The organism is Massiliimicrobium timonense, assembly GCF_042850985.1.
GTDB lineage: Bacteria > Bacillota_I > Bacilli_A > Erysipelotrichales > Coprobacillaceae > Allocoprobacillus.
In genome coordinates this window covers 1,963,998-1,988,742 of the sequence record NZ_AP031415.1, presented here as the reverse complement: position 1 = coordinate 1,988,742, position 24,745 = coordinate 1,963,998, and the positions used below count along the sequence as shown (strand labels likewise).

The 24,745-nt window shown below is 37.3% G+C and carries 28 protein-coding genes and 1 pseudogene; 25 read left to right on the top strand and 4 right to left on the bottom strand.

The window, feature by feature from the left end:
• Positions 1 to 5 precede the first annotated feature (5 nt).
• The 6 genes from ACGHJ8_RS10365 (at position 6) to ACGHJ8_RS10340 (ending at position 2,122) form a co-directional block, all read left to right on the top strand.
• Positions 6 to 146 (top strand): DUF3789 domain-containing protein, encoded by a 141-nt coding sequence (locus ACGHJ8_RS10365; protein WP_021374764.1) that lies wholly within the window; start codon positions 6 to 8, stop codon positions 144 to 146.
• Entirely contained in the window at positions 143 to 364 is a 222-nt protein-coding gene (locus ACGHJ8_RS10360; protein WP_010817890.1) for a hypothetical protein, read from the top strand. The genes ACGHJ8_RS10365 and ACGHJ8_RS10360 overlap by 4 nt, the downstream gene beginning before the upstream one ends.
• Before the next feature lie 197 nt (positions 365 to 561).
• Positions 562 to 816 (top strand): YgiT-type zinc finger protein, encoded by a 255-nt coding sequence (locus ACGHJ8_RS10355; RefSeq protein ID WP_074137153.1) that lies wholly within the window; start codon positions 562 to 564, stop codon positions 814 to 816.
• A 100-nt stretch (positions 817 to 916) separates the two neighbouring features.
• The gene (locus ACGHJ8_RS10350) at positions 917 to 1,153 is read left to right on the top strand and encodes a hypothetical protein (protein ID WP_390540230.1); all 237 of its coding nucleotides are present in this window, start codon (positions 917 to 919) and stop codon (positions 1,151 to 1,153) included.
• Positions 1,128 to 1,625: an antirestriction protein ArdA gene (locus ACGHJ8_RS10345; RefSeq protein ID WP_313908195.1), complete on the top strand. Its 498-nt coding sequence runs from the start codon at positions 1,128 to 1,130 to the stop codon at positions 1,623 to 1,625. The genes ACGHJ8_RS10350 and ACGHJ8_RS10345 overlap by 26 nt, the downstream gene beginning before the upstream one ends.
• 20 nt (positions 1,626 to 1,645) lie before the next feature.
• Positions 1,646 to 2,122, top strand: a complete 477-nt coding sequence (locus tag ACGHJ8_RS10340; RefSeq protein ID WP_390542433.1) for an antirestriction protein ArdA — start codon at positions 1,646 to 1,648, stop codon at positions 2,120 to 2,122.
• A gap of 47 nt (positions 2,123 to 2,169) precedes the next feature.
• Here the strand turns inward: ACGHJ8_RS10340 and istB are convergent, their stop codons facing one another.
• On the bottom strand, positions 2,170 to 2,928 hold the full coding sequence (istB, locus tag ACGHJ8_RS10335) for an IS21-like element helper ATPase IstB (protein ID WP_087298346.1): 759 nt from the start codon (positions 2,926 to 2,928) through the stop codon (positions 2,170 to 2,172).
• Positions 2,925 to 4,237, bottom strand: a pseudogene (gene istA, locus ACGHJ8_RS10330) (IS21 family transposase). Before istA ends, istB begins: the two are co-directional and overlap by 4 nt.
• A 153-nt stretch (positions 4,238 to 4,390) precedes the next feature.
• Between istA and ACGHJ8_RS10325 the strand changes: the two are divergent.
• From ACGHJ8_RS10325 to ACGHJ8_RS10265, 13 genes are all read left to right on the top strand, one after another.
• A complete protein-coding gene (locus ACGHJ8_RS10325) occupies positions 4,391 to 4,531 on the top strand; it encodes a hypothetical protein (RefSeq protein ID WP_390540227.1) in 141 nt (46 codons plus the stop codon).
• Positions 4,518 to 4,907, top strand: a complete 390-nt coding sequence (locus ACGHJ8_RS10320) for a conjugal transfer protein (protein ID WP_390540225.1) — start codon at positions 4,518 to 4,520, stop codon at positions 4,905 to 4,907. The genes ACGHJ8_RS10325 and ACGHJ8_RS10320 overlap by 14 nt, the downstream gene beginning before the upstream one ends.
• Complete coding sequence (locus tag ACGHJ8_RS10315) at positions 4,894 to 7,341, top strand: ATP-binding protein (RefSeq protein ID WP_390540223.1); 2,448 nt, start codon at positions 4,894 to 4,896, stop codon at positions 7,339 to 7,341. Before ACGHJ8_RS10320 ends, ACGHJ8_RS10315 begins: the two co-directional genes overlap by 14 nt.
• The gene (locus tag ACGHJ8_RS10310) at positions 7,341 to 9,515 is read left to right on the top strand and encodes a CD3337/EF1877 family mobilome membrane protein (protein ID WP_390540221.1); all 2,175 of its coding nucleotides are present in this window, start codon (positions 7,341 to 7,343) and stop codon (positions 9,513 to 9,515) included. Before ACGHJ8_RS10315 ends, ACGHJ8_RS10310 begins: the two co-directional genes overlap by 1 nt.
• On the top strand, positions 9,512 to 10,519 hold the full coding sequence (locus ACGHJ8_RS10305) for a lysozyme family protein (protein WP_390540219.1): 1,008 nt from the start codon (positions 9,512 to 9,514) through the stop codon (positions 10,517 to 10,519). The genes ACGHJ8_RS10310 and ACGHJ8_RS10305 overlap by 4 nt, the downstream gene beginning before the upstream one ends.
• A 15-nt stretch (positions 10,520 to 10,534) precedes the next feature.
• A complete protein-coding gene (locus tag ACGHJ8_RS10300; protein WP_390540217.1) occupies positions 10,535 to 11,428 on the top strand; it encodes a conjugal transfer protein in 894 nt (297 codons plus the stop codon).
• A gap of 163 nt (positions 11,429 to 11,591) precedes the next feature.
• Positions 11,592 to 12,296, top strand: a complete 705-nt coding sequence (locus ACGHJ8_RS10295) for a lantibiotic protection ABC transporter ATP-binding subunit (protein ID WP_390540215.1) — start codon at positions 11,592 to 11,594, stop codon at positions 12,294 to 12,296.
• Positions 12,289 to 13,047 carry a lantibiotic immunity ABC transporter MutE/EpiE family permease subunit gene (locus ACGHJ8_RS10290; protein WP_390540213.1) on the top strand — a complete coding sequence of 253 codons (759 nt, stop codon included), beginning with the start codon at positions 12,289 to 12,291 and terminating at the stop codon, positions 13,045 to 13,047. The genes ACGHJ8_RS10295 and ACGHJ8_RS10290 overlap by 8 nt, the downstream gene beginning before the upstream one ends.
• Position 13,048: 1 nt before the next feature.
• Positions 13,049 to 13,801: a lantibiotic immunity ABC transporter MutG family permease subunit gene (locus ACGHJ8_RS10285; protein WP_390540211.1), complete on the top strand. Its 753-nt coding sequence runs from the start codon at positions 13,049 to 13,051 to the stop codon at positions 13,799 to 13,801.
• A 13-nt stretch (positions 13,802 to 13,814) separates the two neighbouring features.
• Entirely contained in the window at positions 13,815 to 14,483 is a 669-nt protein-coding gene (locus tag ACGHJ8_RS10280; protein ID WP_390540209.1) for a response regulator transcription factor, read from the top strand.
• The gene (locus ACGHJ8_RS10275; RefSeq protein WP_390540207.1) at positions 14,465 to 15,826 is read left to right on the top strand and encodes a sensor histidine kinase; all 1,362 of its coding nucleotides are present in this window, start codon (positions 14,465 to 14,467) and stop codon (positions 15,824 to 15,826) included. Before ACGHJ8_RS10280 ends, ACGHJ8_RS10275 begins: the two co-directional genes overlap by 19 nt.
• A gap of 78 nt (positions 15,827 to 15,904) precedes the next feature.
• Positions 15,905 to 16,264 (top strand): winged helix-turn-helix domain-containing protein, encoded by a 360-nt coding sequence (locus tag ACGHJ8_RS10270; RefSeq protein WP_390540205.1) that lies wholly within the window; start codon positions 15,905 to 15,907, stop codon positions 16,262 to 16,264.
• A gap of 142 nt (positions 16,265 to 16,406) precedes the next feature.
• The gene (locus ACGHJ8_RS10265; protein WP_144016365.1) at positions 16,407 to 16,703 is read left to right on the top strand and encodes a helix-turn-helix domain-containing protein; all 297 of its coding nucleotides are present in this window, start codon (positions 16,407 to 16,409) and stop codon (positions 16,701 to 16,703) included.
• Positions 16,704 to 16,964: 261 nt separating this feature from the next.
• Here ACGHJ8_RS10265 and ACGHJ8_RS10260 read toward each other — a convergent pair whose 3' ends face one another.
• A complete protein-coding gene (locus tag ACGHJ8_RS10260; RefSeq protein WP_144016364.1) occupies positions 16,965 to 17,786 on the bottom strand; it encodes an RNA methyltransferase in 822 nt (273 codons plus the stop codon).
• A 2,476-nt stretch (positions 17,787 to 20,262) separates the two neighbouring features.
• On the opposite strand from ACGHJ8_RS10260, the gene ACGHJ8_RS10255 reads away from it, so the two are divergent.
• The 4 genes from ACGHJ8_RS10255 (at position 20,263) to ACGHJ8_RS10240 (ending at position 23,360) form a co-directional block, all read left to right on the top strand.
• Complete coding sequence (locus ACGHJ8_RS10255; protein WP_390540203.1) at positions 20,263 to 20,874, top strand: class I SAM-dependent methyltransferase; 612 nt, start codon at positions 20,263 to 20,265, stop codon at positions 20,872 to 20,874.
• A gap of 63 nt (positions 20,875 to 20,937) precedes the next feature.
• Positions 20,938 to 21,498, top strand: coding sequence for a TetR/AcrR family transcriptional regulator (locus ACGHJ8_RS10250; RefSeq protein ID WP_390540201.1), 561 nt, complete (start codon positions 20,938 to 20,940; stop codon positions 21,496 to 21,498).
• A 76-nt stretch (positions 21,499 to 21,574) separates the two neighbouring features.
• Positions 21,575 to 22,891 (top strand): MATE family efflux transporter, encoded by a 1,317-nt coding sequence (locus ACGHJ8_RS10245; RefSeq protein ID WP_090124786.1) that lies wholly within the window; start codon positions 21,575 to 21,577, stop codon positions 22,889 to 22,891.
• A 67-nt stretch (positions 22,892 to 22,958) separates the two neighbouring features.
• A complete protein-coding gene (locus ACGHJ8_RS10240) occupies positions 22,959 to 23,360 on the top strand; it encodes a helix-turn-helix domain-containing protein (protein ID WP_390540199.1) in 402 nt (133 codons plus the stop codon).
• A gap of 39 nt (positions 23,361 to 23,399) precedes the next feature.
• Here the strand turns inward: ACGHJ8_RS10240 and ACGHJ8_RS10235 are convergent, their stop codons facing one another.
• Entirely contained in the window at positions 23,400 to 23,768 is a 369-nt protein-coding gene (locus ACGHJ8_RS10235) for a helix-turn-helix domain-containing protein (protein WP_390540197.1), read from the bottom strand.
• A gap of 156 nt (positions 23,769 to 23,924) precedes the next feature.
• Here ACGHJ8_RS10235 and ACGHJ8_RS10230 point away from each other — a divergent pair, with 156 nt between their 5' ends.
• Both ACGHJ8_RS10230 and ACGHJ8_RS10225 read left to right on the top strand, forming a co-directional pair.
• Positions 23,925 to 24,149: a hypothetical protein gene (locus tag ACGHJ8_RS10230; protein ID WP_025189641.1), complete on the top strand. Its 225-nt coding sequence runs from the start codon at positions 23,925 to 23,927 to the stop codon at positions 24,147 to 24,149.
• Between the two features lie 19 nt (positions 24,150 to 24,168).
• Positions 24,169 to 24,534, top strand: coding sequence for a hypothetical protein (locus ACGHJ8_RS10225; protein ID WP_089701510.1), 366 nt, complete (start codon positions 24,169 to 24,171; stop codon positions 24,532 to 24,534).
• Positions 24,535 to 24,745 lie beyond the last annotated feature (211 nt).

Here is a 24,745-nt window from a genome sequence, read left to right as displayed (position 1 = left end):
TGACTATGGCAGAACTTGTCAAGGACTTGGTGCTGGTATCGCTGGGAATGGGTATCGGTGTCGTCCTTATGTGTATCGCACAGGTCAGCAAAATGGCTGACGAGCAAATGGAAGAAATCAAAAAAGAAAGGATTGATAAAGAATGAATTTCGGACAGAACTTATACAACTGGTTTTTAAGCAACGCCCAGAGCTTGGTGCTTATGGCAATCGTGGTAATCGGTATCTACTTAGGATTTAAACGTGAGTTTTCAAAACTTATCGGCTTCCTTGTGATTGCCTTAATCGCTGTTGGGCTGGTATTCAATGCCGGCGGTGTCAAGGACGTGCTGTTAGAGCTGTTCAACCGTATCATTGGAGCGTAACAATCAATCGTTTGCGGTCAAGCAAACTTACCTGTCCCCCTATGGGAGTGCGGGCATAGGGGGAATGAAAGGGGGTGACGGAATGGTACGCAGATAAAAGATAGTCACGCTATGAATTTCATTGAATGGTTGAAATATGGCTGATATAATGTGGGTATAGAAATTAGCGAATGGAAATTTATCAAGGAGGATTTACAATGAAATGTATAAAATGTCATAATACACTACACACGGAAACTAGCGAATTTTCTATGACCATTAACGGAAAAACTATAAAAGTCATAAATGCACCTGTATTACATTGCAAGAACTGTAATTCGATAATTATTAGTGACGAAGTAAAAGAAAAGGCAAAAGAATTTTCAGAAGTGTATTTATATCCAGATAATACTCTTGATTACGCAGAATGTGAAGCTGGAACGGTAATGTCAGTAATGAATTTACTTTTTTAATGACATAAATTTAATAACTGCATATCCCGACACAAAGCGGTTACCTCCTTTGGAGATCAACCGCTTTTTTTATACTCAAATTTCAGATTGGAGTGATTGCTTGAAAGATATTTTTACAGATATGCAGGCAAAAATCGGCTGTTCGTATCTCTCCGACCTGCCCTACTACAAGCGTGCGGTCTGGTTTGAGATGAAACGCCTTTGCCTGTCCGACTACCCTAAGAAACAGTTAGAAGATTTTTCACGCTATGTATTCGGTGTGCCTTACGCCGTTATGCAGGAAGCGTTGACAAGAGAGGACGTGATGAAACATGGAAGAAATGCGTGTGCAGATTGAAGCAAGAGAACCGACAGACGGAGAAATCAGAGCCTTTTGGTTCACCCTGCCTATCGACACGGAACAGGTGGAAGAACTGCTGGGGATTGATGTAGATAGCGACTATTACTATATCACAGGCAAGGAGCTTCCCTTTGCTGATGAAGTGCAGGAAGATACCACCATTGAAAAACTCGACGACCTGTACCATACCTATGAAAGCCTACCCTCTGACTTGAAAGAGGACTACGGGGAGCTGATGTGCTATTTCACCGACCTTGATGAATTGCACAGATATAGAAACGACATCATTCATTACTCATGGTGTAAGAACATGACGGACGTTGCCCGCCACATTCTGAACAATGACCCAGACTTTACTTCCCTAAGTGAGAATGTTATCCGTTATTTCGATTATGAAGCCTACGGGCAGTACCTTGACGACAACGGACGCTTTGTGGAAACCGACCACGGTATCTATGAACTTCCGTAGAAAAGAGGTGTAAGCCTGTGGTGGACGACATGAGGGTGTATATCGCTAATCTTGGCAAATACAATGAGGGCGAACTTGTCGGGGACTGGTTTTCTTTTCCTATCGACGAGGAAGATGTTGCGGAGCGTATCGGGCTGAACAGCTATTATGAGGAATACGCTGTCCATGATACCGACAACTTCCCTATTGAAATCGGGGAGTATATCTCCATTGAAGAACTCAACGAGATGTACGACATGATTTGTGAGCTTCCCGACTATATCACGGACGCTCTGGACGAGTTTGTTTCCTACTATGGAAGTCTGGAAGAAGTTTACGAGCATAAGGACGAGATTTATTATTATCCAGACTGCGGGGACATGACCGACGTTGCCTATTACTTCATTGACGAGTTGCAGGTATTGGGTGAAATTCCGCTACCGTTGCAGAACTATATCGACTATGAAGCATACGGTATAAATGTCAATATAATTTTGTACAAAAATGATCATTTATGATGTACAATTATGTTCCTGTTCAATATAACTAGGAATACTTCTTAATATTAGGATTCCTCTTCGTTTGGCTTCATATGATCTTTTAACCGATAGGATTTACCCGTTATAGTTACCACATGCGCGTGATGAAGGACTCTATCTAAAATGGCATTTGCCATTACCGCATCACAGAAAACTTCATCCCACTCACTAAAATTGATATTTGTAGTTAATATCGTGCTTCTTTTTTCATAACGTCTATCTATCAGTTGAAAGAATAATTTCGCATCATCTTTATTAATTGGAAGATAGCCAAGTTCATCTATGATCAATACTTTATATTTGGTAAAATGGCGAAGTCGATCTTCCAATCTGTTCTCATTATTTGCTTTCTTCAATTGTTGAATAAGGTCATGACATTTGATGAAATATGTACTATTTCTACGCTTTGCTGCGGCGATGCCTATACTTACAGCCAGGTGTGTTTTACCTACACCACTATTACCTAGAAATACGATATTTTCACAATTCTCAATGAATCTGAGTGTCTCAAAATCCAATATCTGTTGTTTATTAATTGATGATTGAAAATCAAAATCAAAATCCCTTAATTCTTTATGGTGAGGAAAAGCCCCTACTTTAACCATTGATTTGATCATATTCTTTTCTCTATGATCGATTTCTATTTGGGTCAATTTAATCAATCCTTCAGTAAGGGATAGATTGTTCTTAGTTATGTAATCCAATATCTCATCTAAATTTTCATTCATTTGACTTAGTTTCAAATAATTCAGGTTATTTCTTAATTGCATATATGTACTACTCATTGTATATTTCTCCTATCAAATTTAAATTTTCCTTAGCTAGTTGTTTAATTTCATCCGAACTATCTTTAAAACTTACTTCGTATATTTTTTGATAATGCTCTTCATGATAATTGTATTTTGACTGAGATATTTGATGAATTGTTATGAGTTTTGTGTTAGAATGCACATGTATATAATCATCAAATATTTGTAGTTTCACTGTTTTACCAATATATTCTGGTGGTGCGGAATATTTATTTCCTTTATAGGAAAATAAGCTTTGTGAATCTACTTTTACTGGTTTAATGGTGATTTTATATTGATTTCTTATCTTTTCTTGTGGTAAGGGGGATAAGAAATCTTTTTCTTTTTGAATATGAAGCTTCGGAATTTTTCCTATTGCACTGTGCACCTGGCAATTATGCCTTTCATTAATTTCCGTTACTTTTTCATTCAGTTGTGCATAGTTTAATTTTCCATTATAGGCATATAGTTCATCCCATAATTTCATTGGTGCTTCAACTTTTCCTTTACTCCATGGTTTTCCGGCAATACATGGTTTCACTACAAAGCCATAATCATTCGCAAATTGTTGAAACTTCGCATTGACCTTTCCACTCGAATATTCTGTTCTTGCCTCATCCATAACCGTTTTCATATTATCGGTTTTTAAAATGTCAGGCACACCACCTGCTGCTTCAAATGCCTGATCAAGATAATGGAATAGAGCACCTTGCTTTTTTGTAAGCGAAATAAAATTAACTTTATATCTTGAATAGGAATAAACAAGTGCAAAGATATTTAATTCAATAACTTCACCTGTATTTAAGGTATAATGCATATTTTCCTTCCAGTCTAATTGTGCTTCAACTCCCATACCCGTCTCTCTTTTGATTGACTGATGATTTGTAGTACTGTTTCTAACTTTACCATTCACTGTCCTGTTTGTTCTGCCATTAAAGTATTTATCGAATTCCTCATGTTGACTGATCCACTTTCTAAAATGTGAAGCTGAGCATTCTAATCCATGAATATCTTTTAGATACTGCCATAAAACTCTTTTATAAAAGAAAACTTGAGTATTTTGATTGATCAGTAAGTCATATATTATTTGATAAAATTTATCTAACTTACTTTTTCTTTCTCTTTTCTTTGGCTTAGTATAACCATTCATATATTTATCTATCAATCTTCTATCGACACCAAGCTCTCTGGCAATCTGTGATTTATTTATTTTCAATTTTAACTCCTCTACTAATACTTTCAATTTTGGTAAATCAAGCAAGCAATTAATCTCAATACTTGAATTGACTGTTAAATTCATAATCATAATATAACCTCCAATAAAAACTGAATTATTATATTATGTTGAATTGATTTTGTACATTTTTATATGATCATTTTTGTACATATTAATAGTAGCATTTATATACGGCAGGGACTTGTCCATAGAGGGAACATTCATTGAAACAAGCCGTGGGATATGCGAGATACCATATTAGAGCTGGCAGATCAGCGACAGATTAAGTCGCTACTGACAGCTTTTTTCTATCAAGGACAGTCTGAAAATGGCTGTCCTTTTCCATTACAACGAAAGGAGCTGAAACGAATTGGAGAAGATTAAGAGCTACACGGGTATCTGGAACGTGGAGAAAGTCTTGTATGCAATCAACGACTTCACTCTCCCGTTTCCCGTTACCTTTACCCAGATAACGTGGTTTGTCATTACGGAGTTTGCCGTCATTCTCTTAGGGGACTTACCGCCGTTATCGCTTATCGAGGGAGCATTTCTGAAATACTTCGGTATTCCCGTTGCCCTCACATGGTTTATGAGCCAAAAGACCTTTGACGGCAAGAAGCCTTACAGCTTCTTGAAATCGCAGATTACGTTTGCTCTGCGACCAAAAGTGACCTATGCAGGAAAAGCCGTGAAGCTGGAAAAAGAAGTGTTCAGCGAACCCGTCACGGCGGTTAGGAGTGTGATGTATGTTCCCGATTAAATATATCGACAACAACCTTGTCTGGAACAAGGACAATGAGGTATTCGCCTACTATGAGCTGATACCATACAATTACAGCTTTCTATCGGCTGAACAGAAATTTATCGTCCATGACAGCTTTCGTCAGCTTATCGCACAGAGCCGTGAGGGGAAGATACACGCCTTGCAGATAGCGACGGAAAGTTCCATAAGAAGCATACAGGAGCAGTCAAAGAAGCTGGTGACGGGGCGACTTCGTGATGTGGCGATACAGAAGATAGACGAACAGACGGAAGCCCTTGTTTCCATGATTGGGGACAATCAAGTAGACTACCGCTTTTTTATCGGCTTCAAGCTCATTGTGACAGAGGAAAAAGTGAGCCTTGAAAGCATGAAGAAATCGGCGTTTCTGACGTTCAAAGAGTTCTTGAATGAGGTCAACCATACGCTGATGAACGACTTTATCTCCATGCCAGATGATGAAATCAACCGCTACATGAAAATGGAAAAGCTGCTGGAAAATAAAATCTCCCGCCGTTTCAAGTTCCGACGTTTGGATAAGAATGACTTCGGGTATCTTATCGAGCATATCTACGGCAGGGACGGCGTGGCGTATGAGGACTACGAGTATTCGCTTCCAAAGAAGAAGCTGAAAAAGGCAACGCTTATCAAGCAGTACGACCTTATCCGTCCGACCCGCTGTCTGATAGAGGAAAGCCAGCGATACTTGCGACTGGAACATGAGGACAGCGAGAGCTTCGTGTCCTACTTTACCGTCAATGCCATTGTGGGCGAGCTGGATTTTCCGTCCAGTGAGATATTCTACTTCCAGCAACAGCAGTTCACCTTTCCCGTGGACACAAGCATGAATGTTGAAATCGTCGGAAACAGAAAAGCGTTATCGACTGTCCGCAACAAGAAAAAAGAGCTGAAAGATTTGGATAATCACGCCTATCAGTCTGGGAGTGAAACAAGCTCAAATGTGGTGGACGCATTAGACAGTGTGGACGAGCTGGAAACCGATTTAGACCAGAGCAAGGAAAGTATGTATAAACTTTCTTACGTTATCCGTGTATCAGCTCCCGACCTTGACGAGCTGAAACGACGCTGTGATGAGGTCAAGGACTTCTACGACGACCTCAATGTAAAGTTAGTCCGTCCTGCTGGGGATATGCTGGGGCTTCACTCTGAATTTCTCCCCGCCAGCAAGCGTTATATCAATGACTATGTGCAGTATGTGAAATCGGACTTTCTGGCGGGGCTTGGCTTTGGGGCGACACAACAGCTTGGCGAGAATACAGGTATCTATATCGGCTATTCCGTGGACACGGGAAGAAACGTCTATTTACAGCCCTCTCTTGCTTCACAGGGTATCAAGGGGACAGTCACCAATGCTTTAGCTTCTGCCTTTGTCGGTTCGCTGGGCGGTGGAAAGTCATTCTGCAACAATCTGATTGTCTATTATTCCGTTCTCTTTGGGGGACAGGCGGTCATTCTCGACCCTAAGAGCGAGCGTGGCAACTGGAAAGAAACGCTCCCAGAGATAGCCCATGAAATCAATATCGTCAACCTTACCAGCGATAAGGAAAATGCAGGGCTTCTTGACCCATTCGTGATTATGAAGAACGTAAAGGACGCTGAAAGTCTGGCGATAGACATTCTCACATTCCTTACGGGGATTTCCTCTAGGGACGGTGAGAAATTCCCTGTCCTTAGAAAAGCGGTGCGAGCCGTGACCCAGAGCGATCAGCGAGGCTTGCTCCATGTGATAGACGAGCTACGCAGAGAGGACACGGCGATAGCCCGCAACATTGCCGACCATATCGACAGCTTTACGGACTATGACTTTGCACATCTGCTGTTCTCTGACGGTTCGGTGTCTAATGCTATCAGCTTGGACAACCAGCTCAATATTATACAGGTGGCAGATTTGGTACTCCCAGACAAGGACACGACCTTTGAGGAATACACGACCATAGAACTGCTGTCCGTGGCTATGCTGATTGTCATTTCCACCTTTGCCCTTGACTTTATCCATAGTGACAGAAGCATTTTTAAAATCGTTGACCTTGATGAAGCGTGGGCGTTCCTCAACGTGGCACAGGGAGAAACCCTCTCTAACAAGCTGGTGCGTGCGGGACGTGCTATGCAGGCTGGCGTGTACTTCGTCACGCAATCCTCTGGGGACGTGTCCAAAGAGAGCCTAAAAAATAATATCGGTCTGAAATTCGCTTTCCGTTCTACGGATATAAACGAGATAAAGCAGACCCTTGAATTTTTCGGTATCGACAAGGACGACGAGAACAACCAGAAAAGGCTCCGTGACTTGGAGAACGGACAATGCCTGCTTCAAGATTTGTACGGGCGTGTGGGCGTGGTGCAGATACACCCTGTCTTTGAAGAATTACTGCACGCCTTTGATACCAGACCGCCCGTAAAAAGCGAGGTGGAGTGATGAAAGATAGGATAAAGAGGCTTCTGACGAAACAGAAGCTCTTTCGTTTTTTCAAGATAGCTGTGATTGTGGTACTGACGACCATTGCCCTGCTCTCCCTATTGGGGACGGTGGCACACGCTTCTGGGCTGGTAGATGATACCGTTAATGCGGACAACCTGTATTCACAGTACCCGTTGGAGAATTACCAGCTTGACTTCTATGTGGACAATAGCTGGGGCTGGCTTCCGTGGAACTGGCTGGACGGTATCGGAAAGAGCGTGCAGTATGGACTTTACTGTATTACCAACTTTATCTGGACTATCAGCTTATATCTAAGCAACGCCACAGGGTACGTTGTCCAGCAGGCGTATAAGCTGGACTTTATCAACGACATGGCAGACAGTATCGGCAAGAGCATACAGACCCTAGCGGGCGTGACGGAAAACGGCTTTGGAAGCACTGGCTTCTATGTAGGCTTCCTGCTTCTCATTATCCTTATCGTGGGTATCTATGTTGCCTACACAGGGCTTATCAAGCGAGAAACCAGCAAGGCATTACACGCCGTTATCAACTTTGTTGTGGTGTTCGTGCTGTCCGCTTCCTTTATCGCCTACGCTCCCGACTATATCAAGAAAATCAATGACTTTTCTTCGGACATTTCCACGGCTTCGCTGGATTTGGGGACAAAGATAATGCTCCCCGACAGCGACAGTACGGGAAAAGACAGCGTGGACTTGATAAGGGACAGCCTGTTCTCCATACAGGTGCAACAGCCGTGGCTACTCTTGCAATTCGGCAACAGCGATATAGAAGAAATCGGAGCTGACCGTGTGGAAGCTCTGGTATCGGTCAGTCCGTCAGCAGACGACGGGGCAACCCGTGAGGACGTGGTAAAAACAGAAATCGAGGATAACGACAACGACAATCTGACGATACCGCAGGTCATCAACCGTCTGGGAATGGTGTTCTTTCTGCTCATCTTCAATCTGGGGATAACGATATTCGTATTCCTGCTTACGGGCATGATGATATTCTCCCAGATACTTTTTATCATCTTCGCTATGTTCCTGCCTATCAGTTTTTTACTTTCTATGATACCCAGCTATGAGAACATGGCGAAACAGGCAATCGTCCGAGTGTTCAATACAATTATGACAAGGGCGGGAATAACGCTCATTGTCACGGTGGCTTTTTCTATTTCCAGTATGTTCTACAATATCTCCACCGATTACCCGTTCTTTATGATAGCGTTCTTACAGATAGTCTGCTTTGCGGGTATCTATATGAAGCTGGGCGACCTTATGAGTATGTTCAGCCTTAACGCTGGGGACAGCCAGAGCATGGGACGCAGGATATTCCGTCGCCCGTATCTGTTCATGCGACACAGGGCTAGGCGTATGGAACACCGTATCGCAAGGGCGGTTGGAAAAGGAAGTATGGTAGGTGCTGGAACGGGAGCTATGGCAGGAGCGGTTCTTTCTTCTGCTGGAAACAAACAATCTCACGCCAGCACGACCCGCAAGCGTGACAATACGTCCTTTGGAAGCCGAGCTGGTTCAGCCGTAGGTGCGGTGCTTGATACGAAGAATAAGGTCAAGGACAAGGCAACGGCTGTCAAGGAAAACATCAAGGATATGCCGACCCAGACCGCCTATGCCCTGCACTCCGCTAAGGAAAAGGCAAAGGAAAATGTGTCCGACTTCAAGCGTGGCATTGTGCAGGGGCAGGAAACCAGACAGAGCAAGCGTGCCGACAAGCTCCAACAGCACAGACAGAATATCGCTGACAAGCGTATGGAGCTTCAAAAGGCACAGGAAGCAAACCAGGCTGGCAGAACGACGGACGGATCAGCGACAACAGGAGCTACCCGTCCCCATGATAGACCTGTCACCGCTTCTAAGACAGACACAGGAAAAATGCAGGAAATCAAGCGTCCTGCCACGACCGACAAGGTACATACCGAGCCGACCACGCCACAATCCGTCAAGGAGCGTCCGCTTGCTTCTGGTACAGAAAAGAAAACTTCTGAACCTGTATCACAGCCACAGGGACAGCGACAGACCGTAAGACGTACCGTGGAGCAGACAAGCAAGACAGAGCGTACTCTTTCCAGCCAGCAGAAACAGACGAATTACCAGAAAAATCAACAGACCGTGAAGAAAACCACCACAAAGAAAGGACGTAGGAAATGAAACTAAGACATCTCGCCATTATTGGCAGTCTGTTTCCATTCCTTATTGCGATAGTGCTTTTCTTTGGTGTCCTTATCAGTGCCGAGGACGACGACGGGGGCGGTGGTTCTTCCTCATGGGTAACGGGCATGAACCTGTCCGCAGAGGTCTTGAAACATCAGCCTATGGTGGAGAAATACGCTAAAGAGTACGGCATATCCGAGTACGTCCCCTATCTGCTGGCAATCATACAGGTGGAAAGTGGCGGGACAGCCGAGGACGTTATGCAGAGTTCCGAGAGCATGGGCTTACCGCCTAATTCCCTTGATACAGAAAGCTCAATCAAGCAGGGGTGCAAGTATTTTGCGTCCCTGCTTTCTTCAGCAGAAAATCAAGGCATAGAGGATATAAACGTCGTGGTACAGTCCTATAACTATGGCGGTGGCTATATCGACTATGTGGCTAAGAATGGAAAAAAGCACAGCTTTACGCTGGCAGAGAACTTCGCCCGTGATAAGTCAGGCGGGAAGAAAGTCACCTACACGAACCCTATCGCTGTCGCCCGCAACGGTGGCTGGCGTTATGGGTACGGGAATATGTTCTATGTGGAGCTTGTCAGCCAGTATCTTACGGTCAGTCAAGTATCGGGCGAGCTGGCACAGAAGATAATGAACGAAGCTCTGAAATATCAAGGCTGGGACTATGTGTACGGCGGGAGCAATCCTAACACTTCTTTTGACTGTTCGGGGCTGGTTCAATGGTGCTATGGCAAGGCGGGCATTTCCTTACCGAGAACGGCACAGGCACAGTATGACGCTACCCAGCATATCCCGCTTTCACAGGCACAGGCTGGGGATTTGGTGTTCTTTCACAGTACCTACAATGCGGGAACGTATGTAACGCACGTCGGTATCTATGTAGGAAATAACCAGATGTACCACGCTGGCGACCCGATAGGCTACGCTGATTTGAACAATAGCTACTGGCAACAGCACCTTATCGGGGCTGGCAGAATTAAGCAATAGAAAGGAATGGAAATCATGTTCAAGAAGAAAGAAAAACCGATAAAGGAAAAGAAAATCCGCACTATGAAAGTGGGGACGCATAAGAAGTCCGTGATTGCCCTCTGGGTGGTGCTTATCGCAAGCGTGAGCTTTGGTGTGTATAAGAACTTTACCGCTATCGACCAGCACACCACCCATGAGATAGAAACCATACAGCTACGCTTGAATGACACCAACGGTATAGAAAATTTTGTGAAGAACTTTGCGAAATCCTACTATACATGGAGCAACAGCAAGGAAGCAATCCAAGCAAGGACACAGACTATCAGTGCCTATCTGACACAGGAATTGCAGGATTTGAATGTTGATACGGTGAGAACGGATATACCGACCAGCTCCACAGTCACGGATGTACTTATCTGGGACGTGGAACAGGCTGGGGAGAACGCTTTTACTGTTGTCTACGAAGTAGATCAGCAGATAAAAGAGGGCGACCAGACAAGGAATGTATCAGAAACCTATACCGTGACCGTCCATGTAGACGCTGACGGGGATATGGTGATTATCCAGAACCCGACCCTTGCTCCTGCTATGGAAAAATCTGATTATGAACCAAAGGTGCAGGAAGCGGACAACAGCGTAGACGCTGACACAGTAAATGACGCTACGGCATTTCTGGAAACATTCTTCAAGCTGTACCCTACCGCAACGGACAAGGAGCTTGCCTACTATGTAGAGGGAAACGCCCTTGAACCGATAAACGGGGACTATCTTTACTCCGAGCTTGTCAATCCTGTGTTTACGGTTGACGGCGACAATGTAAAAGTGAGCGTTGCGGTGAAGTTCATTGACAATCAGACAAAGGCGACACAGGTATCACAGTATGAACTGACGCTTCATAAGGATAGTAACTGGAAAATTATAGGGTAGAACAATAAAACCGTAGCTGTATTTCACAATCCATTGTGATCTGCACGCTACGGTTTTTTTGTTTCAGTTACGTTTTAATTATATTTATACCTTATATTTGTAACTGCTTAGAAACAAGGGCTTTACTAAGCAAATTTATGAATAAAGAAAGGCGGAAATAAATATGGATTGTATCTTGGAAACGAGAAATTTAACGAAAAAAATCAAAAGCGAAAACATTATAAAGGGGATTTCTCTAAAGATACCAAAGGGAGAAACCTATGGCTTATTAGGTCCAAATGGAGCAGGCAAAAGTACAACTATGAAACTACTTTGTGGATTGTTAAAACCTAGTAGTGGAGAAATTATTTTCAACGGCAAACAGTGGTCTAAAGACGTTTTAAGCAAAATAGGAGTTTTGATTGAAAATCCGGCAATTTATGGGAATTTAACTGCAAAAGAAAACATGGAAATTCATGCCTGTATGTTGGGTGTACCAGAAAAAGAAATAAGACGTGTTCTGACGCTGTTAAAAATGGATAAAACAGGGAAGAAAAAAGTATCTAATTTTTCTCTAGGAATGAAACAGCGTTTAGGGATTGCAATATCACTTTTAGGAAATCCTGATTTAGTTATTCTTGATGAACCGACAAATGGTTTAGACCCTGTCGGTATTCAAGAATTGAGAGACTTAATAAAAAGGCTAAATGACAGTGGAGTTACAGTCTTGGTTTCCAGCCATAACCTTGCGGAAATTCAACACATAGCTTCTTATGTTGGAATTATCATAAACGGGAAATTAAAATACGAGGGGAAAGTAAATAGCAATGACAATTTAGAAGATATTTTTATGAGTGTTACAAGAGAGGAGGAATATTCCTATGTATAAGTTATTTCGTTCAGAACTGCTAAAATCAAAAAGGACTTTACTTAGACCTATTCTTTTCATAGGGGCTGTGATATTTGCTATTCTTCTTATGATAATAGCTAATTTAGCACCCGATACTTTAAAAAATTCATGGGAACATTATACAAAAATGATTTTTAATATGTGGACAATGTCATTTAATACATTAGGCATTTCGTTGCTGTGTATTTTGACAGAATATACAGAAAAGAAAAATAACACCTATCGTTCAATTTATGTAGAAGCACGTTCAGCAGGAAAGGTATGGATAGCAAAAATATTTACTTTGGCATTTTATTCACTTATGGCAACTGCTTTATTGACTGCTTTCGTCTGCATTTTAGCATTATTTAATCATCTTGGAATGAATACGATAATTTCTGTGTTAGAAATGGGTGGGATAACATGGCTGACATCTTTATCCATTATTCCTATTGGTTTGTTCTTTGCTCATAACTTTAAAGTGGCTGGAGCGTTGGGAATAGGCTTTTTAGGATTTATTTCAGCACCTATTATGGCACCAGAAAACTACTGGATTTTTAACCCGTATAGCTATGCAGTAAGAGGAGTTGTACCTATTACTAAAATTCATCCAAACGGAATTGTTTTAGAAAGTACGAGTGAATTACTAAATACTAATACAATTATTATAGCTATTCTACTTGCTATTATATGTTTTGTCATATTTACTTTGATAACATCAATTATATTTTCGCAAAGAGAGGGAAATTAAGATGTACTTAATGAAAGCGTTACGTGTAGAGCATATAAAGAGTAAAAGAACTATGCTAAATGTAATTCCTTTTGTATTATCTATTATAGTAGTTTTCTCTATTTTGTTTTTTTGTAGAACAAGTAGTAAAGATGAAATAGTTTCTGAAAGCATACACTATTGGATAAACATTTCAGCTATGATTGCACCACTGTTAGTAGGGGTTTTGGCTGGTATTATGGGAGAACAAGAGCAGGAGGCTGGTAATTATCAAGTAATAAGGAGAAGTATCCATAGAGAGCAGAATTGGCTTTTTAAATGTATCTATTTATTATTTATACTGACTTCCTTTGTCCTTGTCTCTATGGTATTATTATACATTAGTATATGGGGGTTCTATCACCCAGACAACTGTACTGCTCTCCTTTTTTTGAAAACTGCAATTATCTTTTTGATAGGTTTAATATTTCTTGTACCGTTCCAATTATGGAGTAGTTTCTATTTTAATATAGGCGCTTCAATAGGATTTGGAATTTTTGGAACAATATTGGTCGCTTATATCAGTTCCTTTCCAATGATTGAAGAAAATATCTGGAGATTTATTCCGTGGATATGGTCTTTGAAAACAACAGAGATTTTCGTTGATAATAACAATTTATGTGTGCAAGGGTTTAATTTATCATTAGATTTGATGATACAGATATTATCAACTGTTCTGCTTTTCATAGGAATGGTGATATGGTTTAAAAAGTGGGAGGGAAAACAAAAAGGATAAAGGAGAAATTTGCATGGCTAAAATATTAGTAATAGATGACGATACATCTTTACTTCAACTTATAAAAAACGCTTTAGAAAATGACCATAACATAACAACGTATACTGGATTATCCGGCGTATCTATTCGAGATATAAATACACACGATCTTTTGATACTTGATGTTATGATGCCAGAATTAGACGGCTTTACTTTCCTAAAAGAAAAAAGACGAGAAATTGACATACCTGTGTTATTTCTAACCGCTAAAAGTTTTGAGCAGGATTTAATAGAAGGGTTTTCCGTTGGTGCAGATGATTATATAATAAAACCTTTTTCTATCAAGGAACTTCGCTATCGAATAATGGCTCATTTGCGTAGAGAAAACAGGACAAAAAGTAATCTAATTCATATTGGAAATATATTTTGCGATTTTACAGCCAGAAAAATCTATGTAAATGAAGCGGAAATAAATATGACTTCAACAGAATATGAGATATGTTCTTTACTAATGCGTAATCCTAATCGTGTATTTACGAAAGATGAGATATATGAAAAAATTTTCGGATTTGACGGTATGGGAGACGCTGAAACAACAATAAGAGAAAGGATTAAAGAAATCAGAAAAAAATTCAAAGGTTATCAAGAAGAACCGATAAAAACAATTTGGGGAGTTGGTTATCAATGGGAAAAAAATCAATAATGCGAATGTTATTGACACTGAGTATTTCTCAAATTTGCTACGCATTTATTACAGTAATGATATTTGGCTTAGGGACTTTTTTTCTGGTAGAAACAGGATTTATACTTTCGCCAGATGTAATAAATCAAAATGTAGAAACCGTAAAAAATAATGCTCTTAATGGTACACTAGATGAAGTGTCCATACCAGATTATATTGAATATGCTAAACTTTCAGAGAGTGGTGATTATGTATATGGTTCTATACAAGATGAAGAACTAATAAAAGAAGTTTGTGAAAAAGGAAAAGTTAATCAATTACGATTTATGAATGGAACAACTTATGAACTTATTGGTAATTCATCTGAAAAGTGGATTTTGGGATATAAGAGTGCTACCTCGCAGTTTTCTAACAATTTTTTGAGGAATATTTTTCCGAGTGCCGACTTAACAATTATTATCTGTTTTCTTCTCACGGTAATCATAGGCTTTTTAGCGATTTTAAAACTATATAGAAATCAGTTAAGTAAAGAGTTAAACAAGATAACGAATATACAGAAAACCATTTTGTCTGACGATGAAGAAATTTCTGAATTATCCAGCTCATTAAAAGAGGTAAATGATATTCTCATTATTTTAAGCGAAATGGAAAGAACGGTAAAAGAGAGTACAAAAAAGCAATTAAAACAGGCACAGCTTTTAGAAAATGGTATTCAATCACTTACGCATGACATACAAACGCCTGCTACTGTTGTATCTGGTAATTTGGAATTATTAGAAGAAACTGATATGGATATTAAGCAAAAGGAATACGTTAAATACGCACTAGATGGAATTACCAGAATATCTGAATATGTAGATGAATTGAAAACTCTCGTAAAGCTGGAACAGCAGAAAATGGAATATGTTCAATTCAACGAAAAATATGTAGATGATTTGATTTCGCTTGCAAATCAAATTGCCAGTCTGAAAAATATAACTGTTTCTGTGATACAAAAAGATTTAGCGGACAATTTGGTGATAGAGCCAAAGAATGTTCAAAAGGCATTTCAAAATATTGTTTCAAATGCTGTTGAATTTTCTAAAAGTGGTTCTCAAATAAAATTACTGTTTAAAAGAGATGAAAGCGAATATGTCATAAGTGTAATTGACAACGGTAAAGGGTTTAATAAAGAAAGTTTGGAAAAAGCAACGCAAAAATTTTATTCAGAAAACAAAGCAAGAAATGGGACGCATTATGGATTAGGACTTACGATAGTAGAAAAAATAATGAAAGAACATTTCGGATTTGTAAAACTTGAAAACTTAAAAGAAAATGATAAGACGATTGGGGCGAGAGTTTCTCTTGTTTTCCCCTTGAGGTAATATTATTATAGGGGGTTTTGCTATGGGAAAATACTAATTGTAGAATTTACTGATAAAGAAGATAGTTTATTCCAGCAGATGTTAGAATGGCTGTCCTCAAATGTAAACACAACGCCTGCAATTATCAAAATCCATACAGCAGATTTAACTATCGACCCTTACACCCGCATTGTAATGGATAAACAAGGCAATCAAATATATTTAACTGCAAAGGAATTTGACCTTTTGTATTTTCTATACTCACACAGAGGACAGGTATTCACTAAGGAACAGATTTATGAAAAAGTATGGGGATATGACAATGCACCAGACGCAAGCAACCTTTCCTCATTCATCAGAAAACTAAGACTGAAAATTGAACCATACCCAGACAATCCACGATACATTATTACTGTCTGGGGTGTGGGATATAAATTCAGCGGAGAAGAAAAACCGTAGCTGTATTTCACAATTCATTGTGATCTGCACGCTACGGTTTTTGAAATAAAAGCAAAATTAATTCGATTAAACCGATTTTTTATTGTAACATCGGCCATGCCGAATAAAAATAGAGTATCATTCTTTTGAAAGGAATGAAACTATGAACATAGGGAAGGTATTAAAAAAATTACGAAAAGAAAGAAATTTATCTATAAGAGCTGTATCTGAAGCAACAGGCTTTAGTGAGTCAGTTATTTCTGAATATGAAAATAATATTACTGAACCTTCTGTTAGACGGTTGTTTTCACTCTTTGATTTTTATGGTATCAATCTAGTAATTGCTCTTTGGAAAGATAGAGAAATGTTAGATATTACTGACTATAGCACTCTTGGTAAACAAAAAGCATATGAATTAGACATTTTAGAAAAAAGAAAGAAATTTCCAAAACAAGAATAGTGAAACGAAATGTATAACTTTAAATAATTATTATAAAATTATTATTATAACATAGCTTACAATATGTTACAAAGAAAAGCAAATATATAATCATAATTTGTTAAGAACTCGACTATAATATTGATGTATATAGATGATTATATATACAGAAAATTCCTGTCAGATAGCTGGCAGGAATTCATAGCATTTATAATTATTAATTAATTTGTCTGACTCTGACAATAGTAACTATTTAAGTGTGTTGATTGGTAAAAAAACAAATTAATGCGACCTTTGTCTAGATGCTTCATAAAAAAATACAGTTGTTGCACATGCGATATTGAATGACGATGCTGAGGAACTAGAACTCATTGGAATAGTAGCCAATTGATCACAATATTCTTTATATGCTTGACTAAGACCAACCGTTTCATTGCCAATCATAAGAATTGTAGGCCTTGTGAAATTAATTTTGCTAATGTTTGTTTCGTTATGTGATGTTGTACCTATAATTTGAAGCGAGGGTATCTTTGATTTTAATTCTTGTAGATAATCATAAATATTTAAGTGTTCAGAAAACCGGATAAAAGGTATATTGAAAAAAGAACCCATAGATGATGTTATAACATCAGGGTCGTATACATCCACTGAGTGCCCCGTGATTAATATCCCGTCAATTCCTAATGCATCTGCTGATCGAATGATTGTACCTAAATTACCTTTATTTGACGGCCTATCTAACAAAACGATAAATGGATTTTCTTTTATGCGAATATTATTGAAACTATCTTCTTTCATTTTCACAATAGCAAGTATTTCGGAAGTATCGTTTTTGTTACTTATATCATCCATTAATTCTGGTTTTAGAATATAATTTTGGTCGGTTTTAGTTGATGCAATTTTGTTTTTTGCCCAATCTGATAATTTTGATTTGTCTGAATAGATGAATGAAGAAATTTGCCAATGATTTTTGATAGCTTCATTTATATTTCTTACCCCTTCCACAAAAAATTCTTTATATTTGTATCGTTTATTACGGTTTGTTTTTAGAACCACAATTTTTTGGAAAGTAGCATTCCTTGAATTTATTTTAATTTCTTTCATTTAAGTACCTCCTATACTTATTTTTTTGATTATACCATTATTAAAAACATATGTAAATAGAACAAGTATGAATGATCAGATTTATTACATAATAAGTGTTGTTTTCACAGATTTAGAAGAACTGTATAGATGATGTATCTAATCGTATTTAGTACTCATTTGTTTCGATTTTTTCTTGAAATGTGTACCTGTTTGTGATTCTACTCGATTACAAATTAAAATCCTCATTTAATGGTTGTGACACCTTGTTTCATACATCGTAAAAGGAGAATAATATATATAAATTTTCTGATCAGCTATGATTGAATGCAAACTGTTCGACTATGGGCATGTGGACAGACGAAGTTCTATGAATATACGATTTGGAATTTGATATAGCTTATATTAATAAATTAACTTGTATTTTTTCCCTGCTATTAGCAACAAATCAGAAAGTTGTGCAGGGTATTGTAATTTTTTGTCAGATTAGGCTAGTGTTAATTCTTTTATTTTACCTGCTTTGGTTTTAAAGCTTTTTCTACTGTCTTGCTTTTGATGAGTTTCCTAGATGATAAATATTAGCGTTTATTTTATTAAGTTTTGCGATGCTTTTAGTGAAGTGTTATTCCTTTGATTAGTTAATGCATGCTGTAACATACTAACATATAGTGTTAATGCATTCAGAAATTATTGACAGTGTCATGGAAAAACATTGTTTTATTTATCTCCGTTTTATTACTATTTACTTAACTTATTGTAAGTTTTGTTAGGCGGCTTATTGTTAATGATGGTAAACGTGAAATCATTTTCTGAGGTGTTATTTTATGGCTAACATTTATCTTCCCATGATGTTTTTCTCTTGAATTCTATCAAGGATTTCTCTGAGTCTAATATTCGTCGTTTAAAATCCACTTCGCTCGATTCTACTCTTCCGGTGGTCAAACTTTTAAATTTTGATCCTATTTTGTACTCTTTATATTCTCGTACCTCCTGTCTAGTCAAAAGTCAGATTAAGATCTTCCGTTTTAGGCCTCATTCCCATTGATAAGTGGCTTCAGGTTTCGATGTTAGATCATCTTTATAATATTCTAGCTACATTTGACTATTTGTTACATTAGGTTCCTGTTATGCTTTTATGAGAGGTATCTTTACGGTTCTAAATGATCTTAAGAAAAATTCTCTTGAAAAGCTACTTGCCAATAATGAATAAAGTGTAATGTTCTTTCAAATTGTATATCTATTCTAATCATTTAGGTTCTCCCGTTGACTATGAAGTTACTAGCGCCGTTACTCTGCTTCTCCCATTGACTAGGGCTGAAATAGTAATGAAAAATGTACTTTGGCTATTTCTTTTGCTCTGCGTATTCTTCTATATAATCCATTAATTTTCTTTGTTTTAATATTAATTCAACCTTTTGATTCGATTCTGTCACGCTATTCTCAGTTTTGTGTAATTTAAATTTTTAGGTTATCAGGTCAATATTGGATATTTTTGTAGTCATTCGTTTTTTTAATAAGGTAACATACTTACTGTATAAATGCTGGTATATAACACCTGTTATTGATTTAAATCTATATAGACAGGGAATAAAGGAGATTGGCGATGATATCACACTTAATGAATAAGGTCAACCTGTTTATCAGGTAGTCATGAGATGCAATTATATCGGCTAATACTGATCATGACATTGGCATAAGTTTCGTTGACCTCTTAAAATTAGTAAAGTGAATAGCTGTGATTGTCGGGATAGGTGCTCTTCAAGTTTAAATAAAAGAATAATTTATTTAAAATAAGGATCATATACGTTATCTATCTTAGTTGAATCTATAAATCAGATAAATAAAGAAAATATAGTTTTAGAGGATTACTAGGGATAAGTTCTTTTATCATGCGTTCTTCTGTTTAAGTTCCATCTTTTAATTTTACTCGTACGCTCAGATTTTTGTACTGAGTTTCCAAGATTGGTCTGCAAGAAAAGGTAGATACTAAATTATCCATGAATATTTTATACGAGTTCTAAGAATATAGTATCAAAATAATCAAATAATAAATCTCTTCTTTGTATTTGTTTTTTTATTCACTAGAAAGATATCTAATCTAGAATTAAAACTTTTTTATTAAGTTCATAATGAACTACATTATGATTATGTTATTATTTTTGAAGTTATGCAGATTCCTATGAAATCATATCATGCTATTTTTATTTCTAGCGTTCAATTTTTGTGATTGACTTTAAATCCTATTTTACATCATTTCATATCTAAAGCATATTTAATTTATTCTTTTCATAAAGAAGTACAACGAAATCTTTTTATCAACAGCAAAACTTTTAATTAATAATATAGATATTTTCATTAACGGGCAGATAGGAAAATAATAGAACGATAGATAAATAGGTTTGTTATTAGTATTAGCGGTTCTATCTCATTGAATGAACATTATTCATTGACAATCGTTCACTCGTGCTGTATAATAACCTACGAAAGGAGCGATACTATGAACCAAAATAAGGAAAATTCAAAAAAAACTTTCGACAAGCAGGCTATATCTTATGATACTGATATGGTAGGTGAACATGCAAGAAATTTATATGCTCCAATTTTAAAAAAACTGAAGCAGGAAGAACATGTTGGTTCACTTCTTGATTTAGGGTGTGGAACAGGAGCTTTGTTAGAAAGTATATTTAACTTGAATATTACAAAACAGTTATCTGGAATAGACTTATCTCCCAATATGATTGAAGAAGCCAAAAAAAAGATTGGCGATAATGCGAAATTATACATTGGAGATGCTGAAAATCTACCTTTTGAAGATAGCTTATTTGATACGGTGATATGTAATGACTCATTTCATCATTACCCCTCACCGGATAAAGTAGTAAAAGAAGTATCACGGGTATTAAAAAAAGGTGGACTTTTCATTATTGGCGACTGTTGGCAACCAGCAGGAGCCAGACAAATTATGAATTTTTACATGAAGCATAGTAAAAGTGGTGATGTGAAAATATACTCAAAAAAGGAAATGGAAAATCTATTATCAAAAGATTTTTGTACAGTATTGTGGGAACATATTAGCAATACTTCTAGTTTAACAATAGCACGAAAATGACTGAATATTAGTCATTGACATGTAACGTCCAAGACATTACGATGAAAAAGGAGGTGTGTAATAATGCGTATTTCAAAAGAACCAGAAGAAAGAAAACAAGAAATTTTGGAAACAGCAATGAAGCTATTCGCACAAAACGGTTTTGAAAAAACATCAATTTCTGATATTGCAAGAGAAATAGGCGTTGCTCAAGGACTTTGTTATAGATATTTCCCGTCTAAAGATGTTCTATTCCAAACAGCTTTAGATGAGTATGCAAATATGTTAATTTCTAAAATGACAAAAGATATCGACATAAAACAAGACACTTTAAAGGAAATCCTTAATAAAATGACGCTTTTTTCAGAACACGAAAGTGATACTTACTATCAAATGTTTCATGATAATCAAAATAAAAATTTTCATGATTTACTTGTTTTATGTGTTTGTAAAAAGCTAACTCCTATTGTTAAAGAAATAATTATTCGAGCTAATCAAAATCATGAGATAAATATTTCTGATCCAGAAACGTGTGCGAGTTTTTGTGTTTTTGGTCAGTTAGGAATATTGATGAATAATGAAATTGCTTTAAATGAAAAAAGTGACAAAATAAAAGCCTTTTTTAATAAATTATTTAATTTTTGATATATCCCCTGCTTAAAGCAGGGAATATTTAAATGCTAAATATGAATGATGTTCATTCAATAACGGAGGACTTATTATGAATAGTAAGATAGACTTTATTAATGGAGATACAAAAAAATGTTTATTATCCATGACCCTTCCAATGATTGTCGCTATGTTTTTAAATATGGCATACAATTTAGTGGATAGTCTTTGGATTGGGAACTTATTAGGAGAACAAGCCTATGCGGCACTTACAAATTCTACACCTATAATCTTGATTTTAACCTCAATCGGTATGGGGGCAACAAATGGTGTTTCTATTCTTTTATCGCAAGCAATCGGAGCAAAAAAAGACACAAAGAAAAATCGTGTATTATCTACTTCATTTTTTGTGTCTGTAATATTTTCAATACTGATTACAATTTTATTAGAAGTATTTTTAAACCCTATTTTAACTGCTTTGAATACGCCAGATGAAATATTTGATATGGCACGAAGCTACTTGTCTATTTATATCTTAGGTTATGTAGCTGTCTATTTATATTTATATTTCACAGCGGTTTTAAGAAGTTTCGGAAATACAATGTTTCAAGCTGTTGCAATGCTTGTATCTACCCTACTTAATGCAATTTTAGACCCTATACTTATTAAAATAATTGGATTTCATGGTGCGGCTATTGCAACATTGACCTCACAAATTATCTGCTTGATTTTTATGTGTATCTATATTTCAAAAAAGAAATTATTTAAGTTTACTCTATCTGATTTTGATAAATCGGAAATTATGCCACTTATTAAAAATGCTGTGCCGTCGGTTATTCAGCAGAGTATTCCCGCTATTAGCACGACTTTTCTGACCGCATTAGTAAGCGGTTATGGTATTTCAGCTATTGCCGGTTATGGTGTAACAGGAAAATTAGAAACCATACTATTCTATCCAGCTATGGCATTAAATATGGTATTGACTTCAATAGTTGGACAATGTATAGGCGGAAAACGAATTGATAGAGCTAAAGATTATTTAAAATTATCTTTGAAATATGGAAGTATCACTTTAATTATACTATCACTGATTATTATTGTTTTCTCCAAACAATTAGCAGGGCTTTTTGTGGCAAGTGATAATGTAGCAGTTATTGTTAATCAGTATTTTACGATAGTCAGCATAGGCTATGTTCTTTACACAATTACAAGCTGTTGTCTAGGTACATTAAATGGACTTGGAAAACCAACAAGAAGTATGATACTTATGATTTTTTACTATATTGTTATCCGTATTCCATTAGCATATATTTTCGCAAGTTTAGGAAGTGGTTTAACTGGAATTTGGTTAGCCATTTTAATCAGTCATATTATTGCCTGTATTGCAAGTGTAGTATGTGATATTGGTTCTATGAAAATAGAGGGATAAAAATAGACTGGATTAAAATGATTATTAATTATTTGGTGAAAGTTGGTGATGATATGGGAAAATATTAGTGATTGAGTTTTCTGAAAATGAAGAAAAAATATTTCAACAAACCGTTGAGTGGCTAACGTCTAAACTTAATAATTCTCCTGAGTTAATAAAACCTAGCAAGACAAAATTCTATTTGAATTTATACACTAGGACTTTTGTAAATGAGAATGGAAAATCTGTCTATCTGACAGCTAAAGAATTTGACCTATTATATTTCCTTTCCAGCCACAAAGGACAGGTATTCACAAAAGAACAAATTTACGAAAAAGTATGGGGATATGACAATGCACCAGACGCAAGCAATCTTTCCTCGTTCATCAGAAAGTTAAGACTGAAAATCGAACCACACCCAGACAATCCACGATACATCATCACTGTCTGGGGTGTGGGATATAAATTCAGCGGAGAAGAAAAACCGTAGCTGTATTTCACAATCTATTGTGATCTGCACGCTACGGTTTTATTTGTCCTCATTTAATTTTGCTTCAAACATTTTTACGGTTCGCATGGAAGTTTTGGTTGCTTTCAAAACATCTACCAGCACACGGATTTCATATTCGTTACAATCTTCCAGTATCTCCTTTGCTTCTTTCTCAAAGACAGGCTTTGAAGTTAAAACTGTATCACATAGCAATTCGTCAACTGATACCGTCAGTGTATTGGCAATAGCGACCAAAGTTGTTAAACTGACTGATGTATTACCTGTTTCTATATTGCTTACGTGCTGTGGAGTAACGCCTATTTTGTCAGCAACGGTTTCTTGAGTAAGGTTCTTTTTAATTCTGGCAATCTTAATTCTTTTGCCGATAGCTTTATAGTCAAGCTCCATATAACTGACACACTCCTTTCAAAAAATCTATTCTTATACATTGTAACCTTTGCAAAAATGCTTTATAATAGACTGATAAAGGTATCTATTCCAACAGTTATAGTTTTATTTAATTTTGATAGAATATACATTTTAGAAAAGAGGTGCATTAGAGATATGATGAAATTCAGTAAAAGGGACAGCAGGAAAATGATAAAAGAAATGGCTCGTCTACATGGGCTTTCTGTTTCAGAAGTCCGTGAACAGATACAGGATAAAATCATAGCGGTAATGAATAGTGACGACCCAGACCAGCAGGCAGAGTTTAGGCGTATGTTTGGCAACAGTACACCTACTCCAGAGGAATTTATCTGTACTGCCAGCAGACAGCTAAAATTTTAAGGATTTAGGAGTGGCTATTATGGTTCAAGCGGAGAAGCAAAAGGAAGTGTTTCTGTCTCTATGCGGACAGCATGACTACAACTTACTGACAGGCAAGGAAGCCATGACACAAGCAGATTTTGAGCGTATCACATACATCACAACCGTTCTTGGTTATTCTTCCTACACGCAGGAATTGATTAGTGAGCATTTAGAAATGGCGTGTAAGGAAGCAGAACGTACAGACAGGGAGTTCGATATTCTGAAAGGCTATCCAGAATATTATGAAGATGAAAATGTTTATGAACAGATTGATAAATGGATAGAGGACTTCATCAGTCAAGTACCGCCAGCAAAGCAGGACGATATTCGCCAGCTTATTAAAGAAAATACAGAGATTATCTGATACACAAGGTTATCGCAATCACGGCATTTATGCTGGGTGTGATAGCCTTTTTTTAGTTCCTGCTGAAAAACAGGGATTTGGACGGAATTAGGACGGATTTATCTTTTATGCTTATCCTGTTGAAATTTGCCTTATTTTGGCAAGGCGGTTTCTTCACGGGAGGATTACGAATGACAGGAGCGCATAAAAGAAAATCATCAAAAAAAATTCA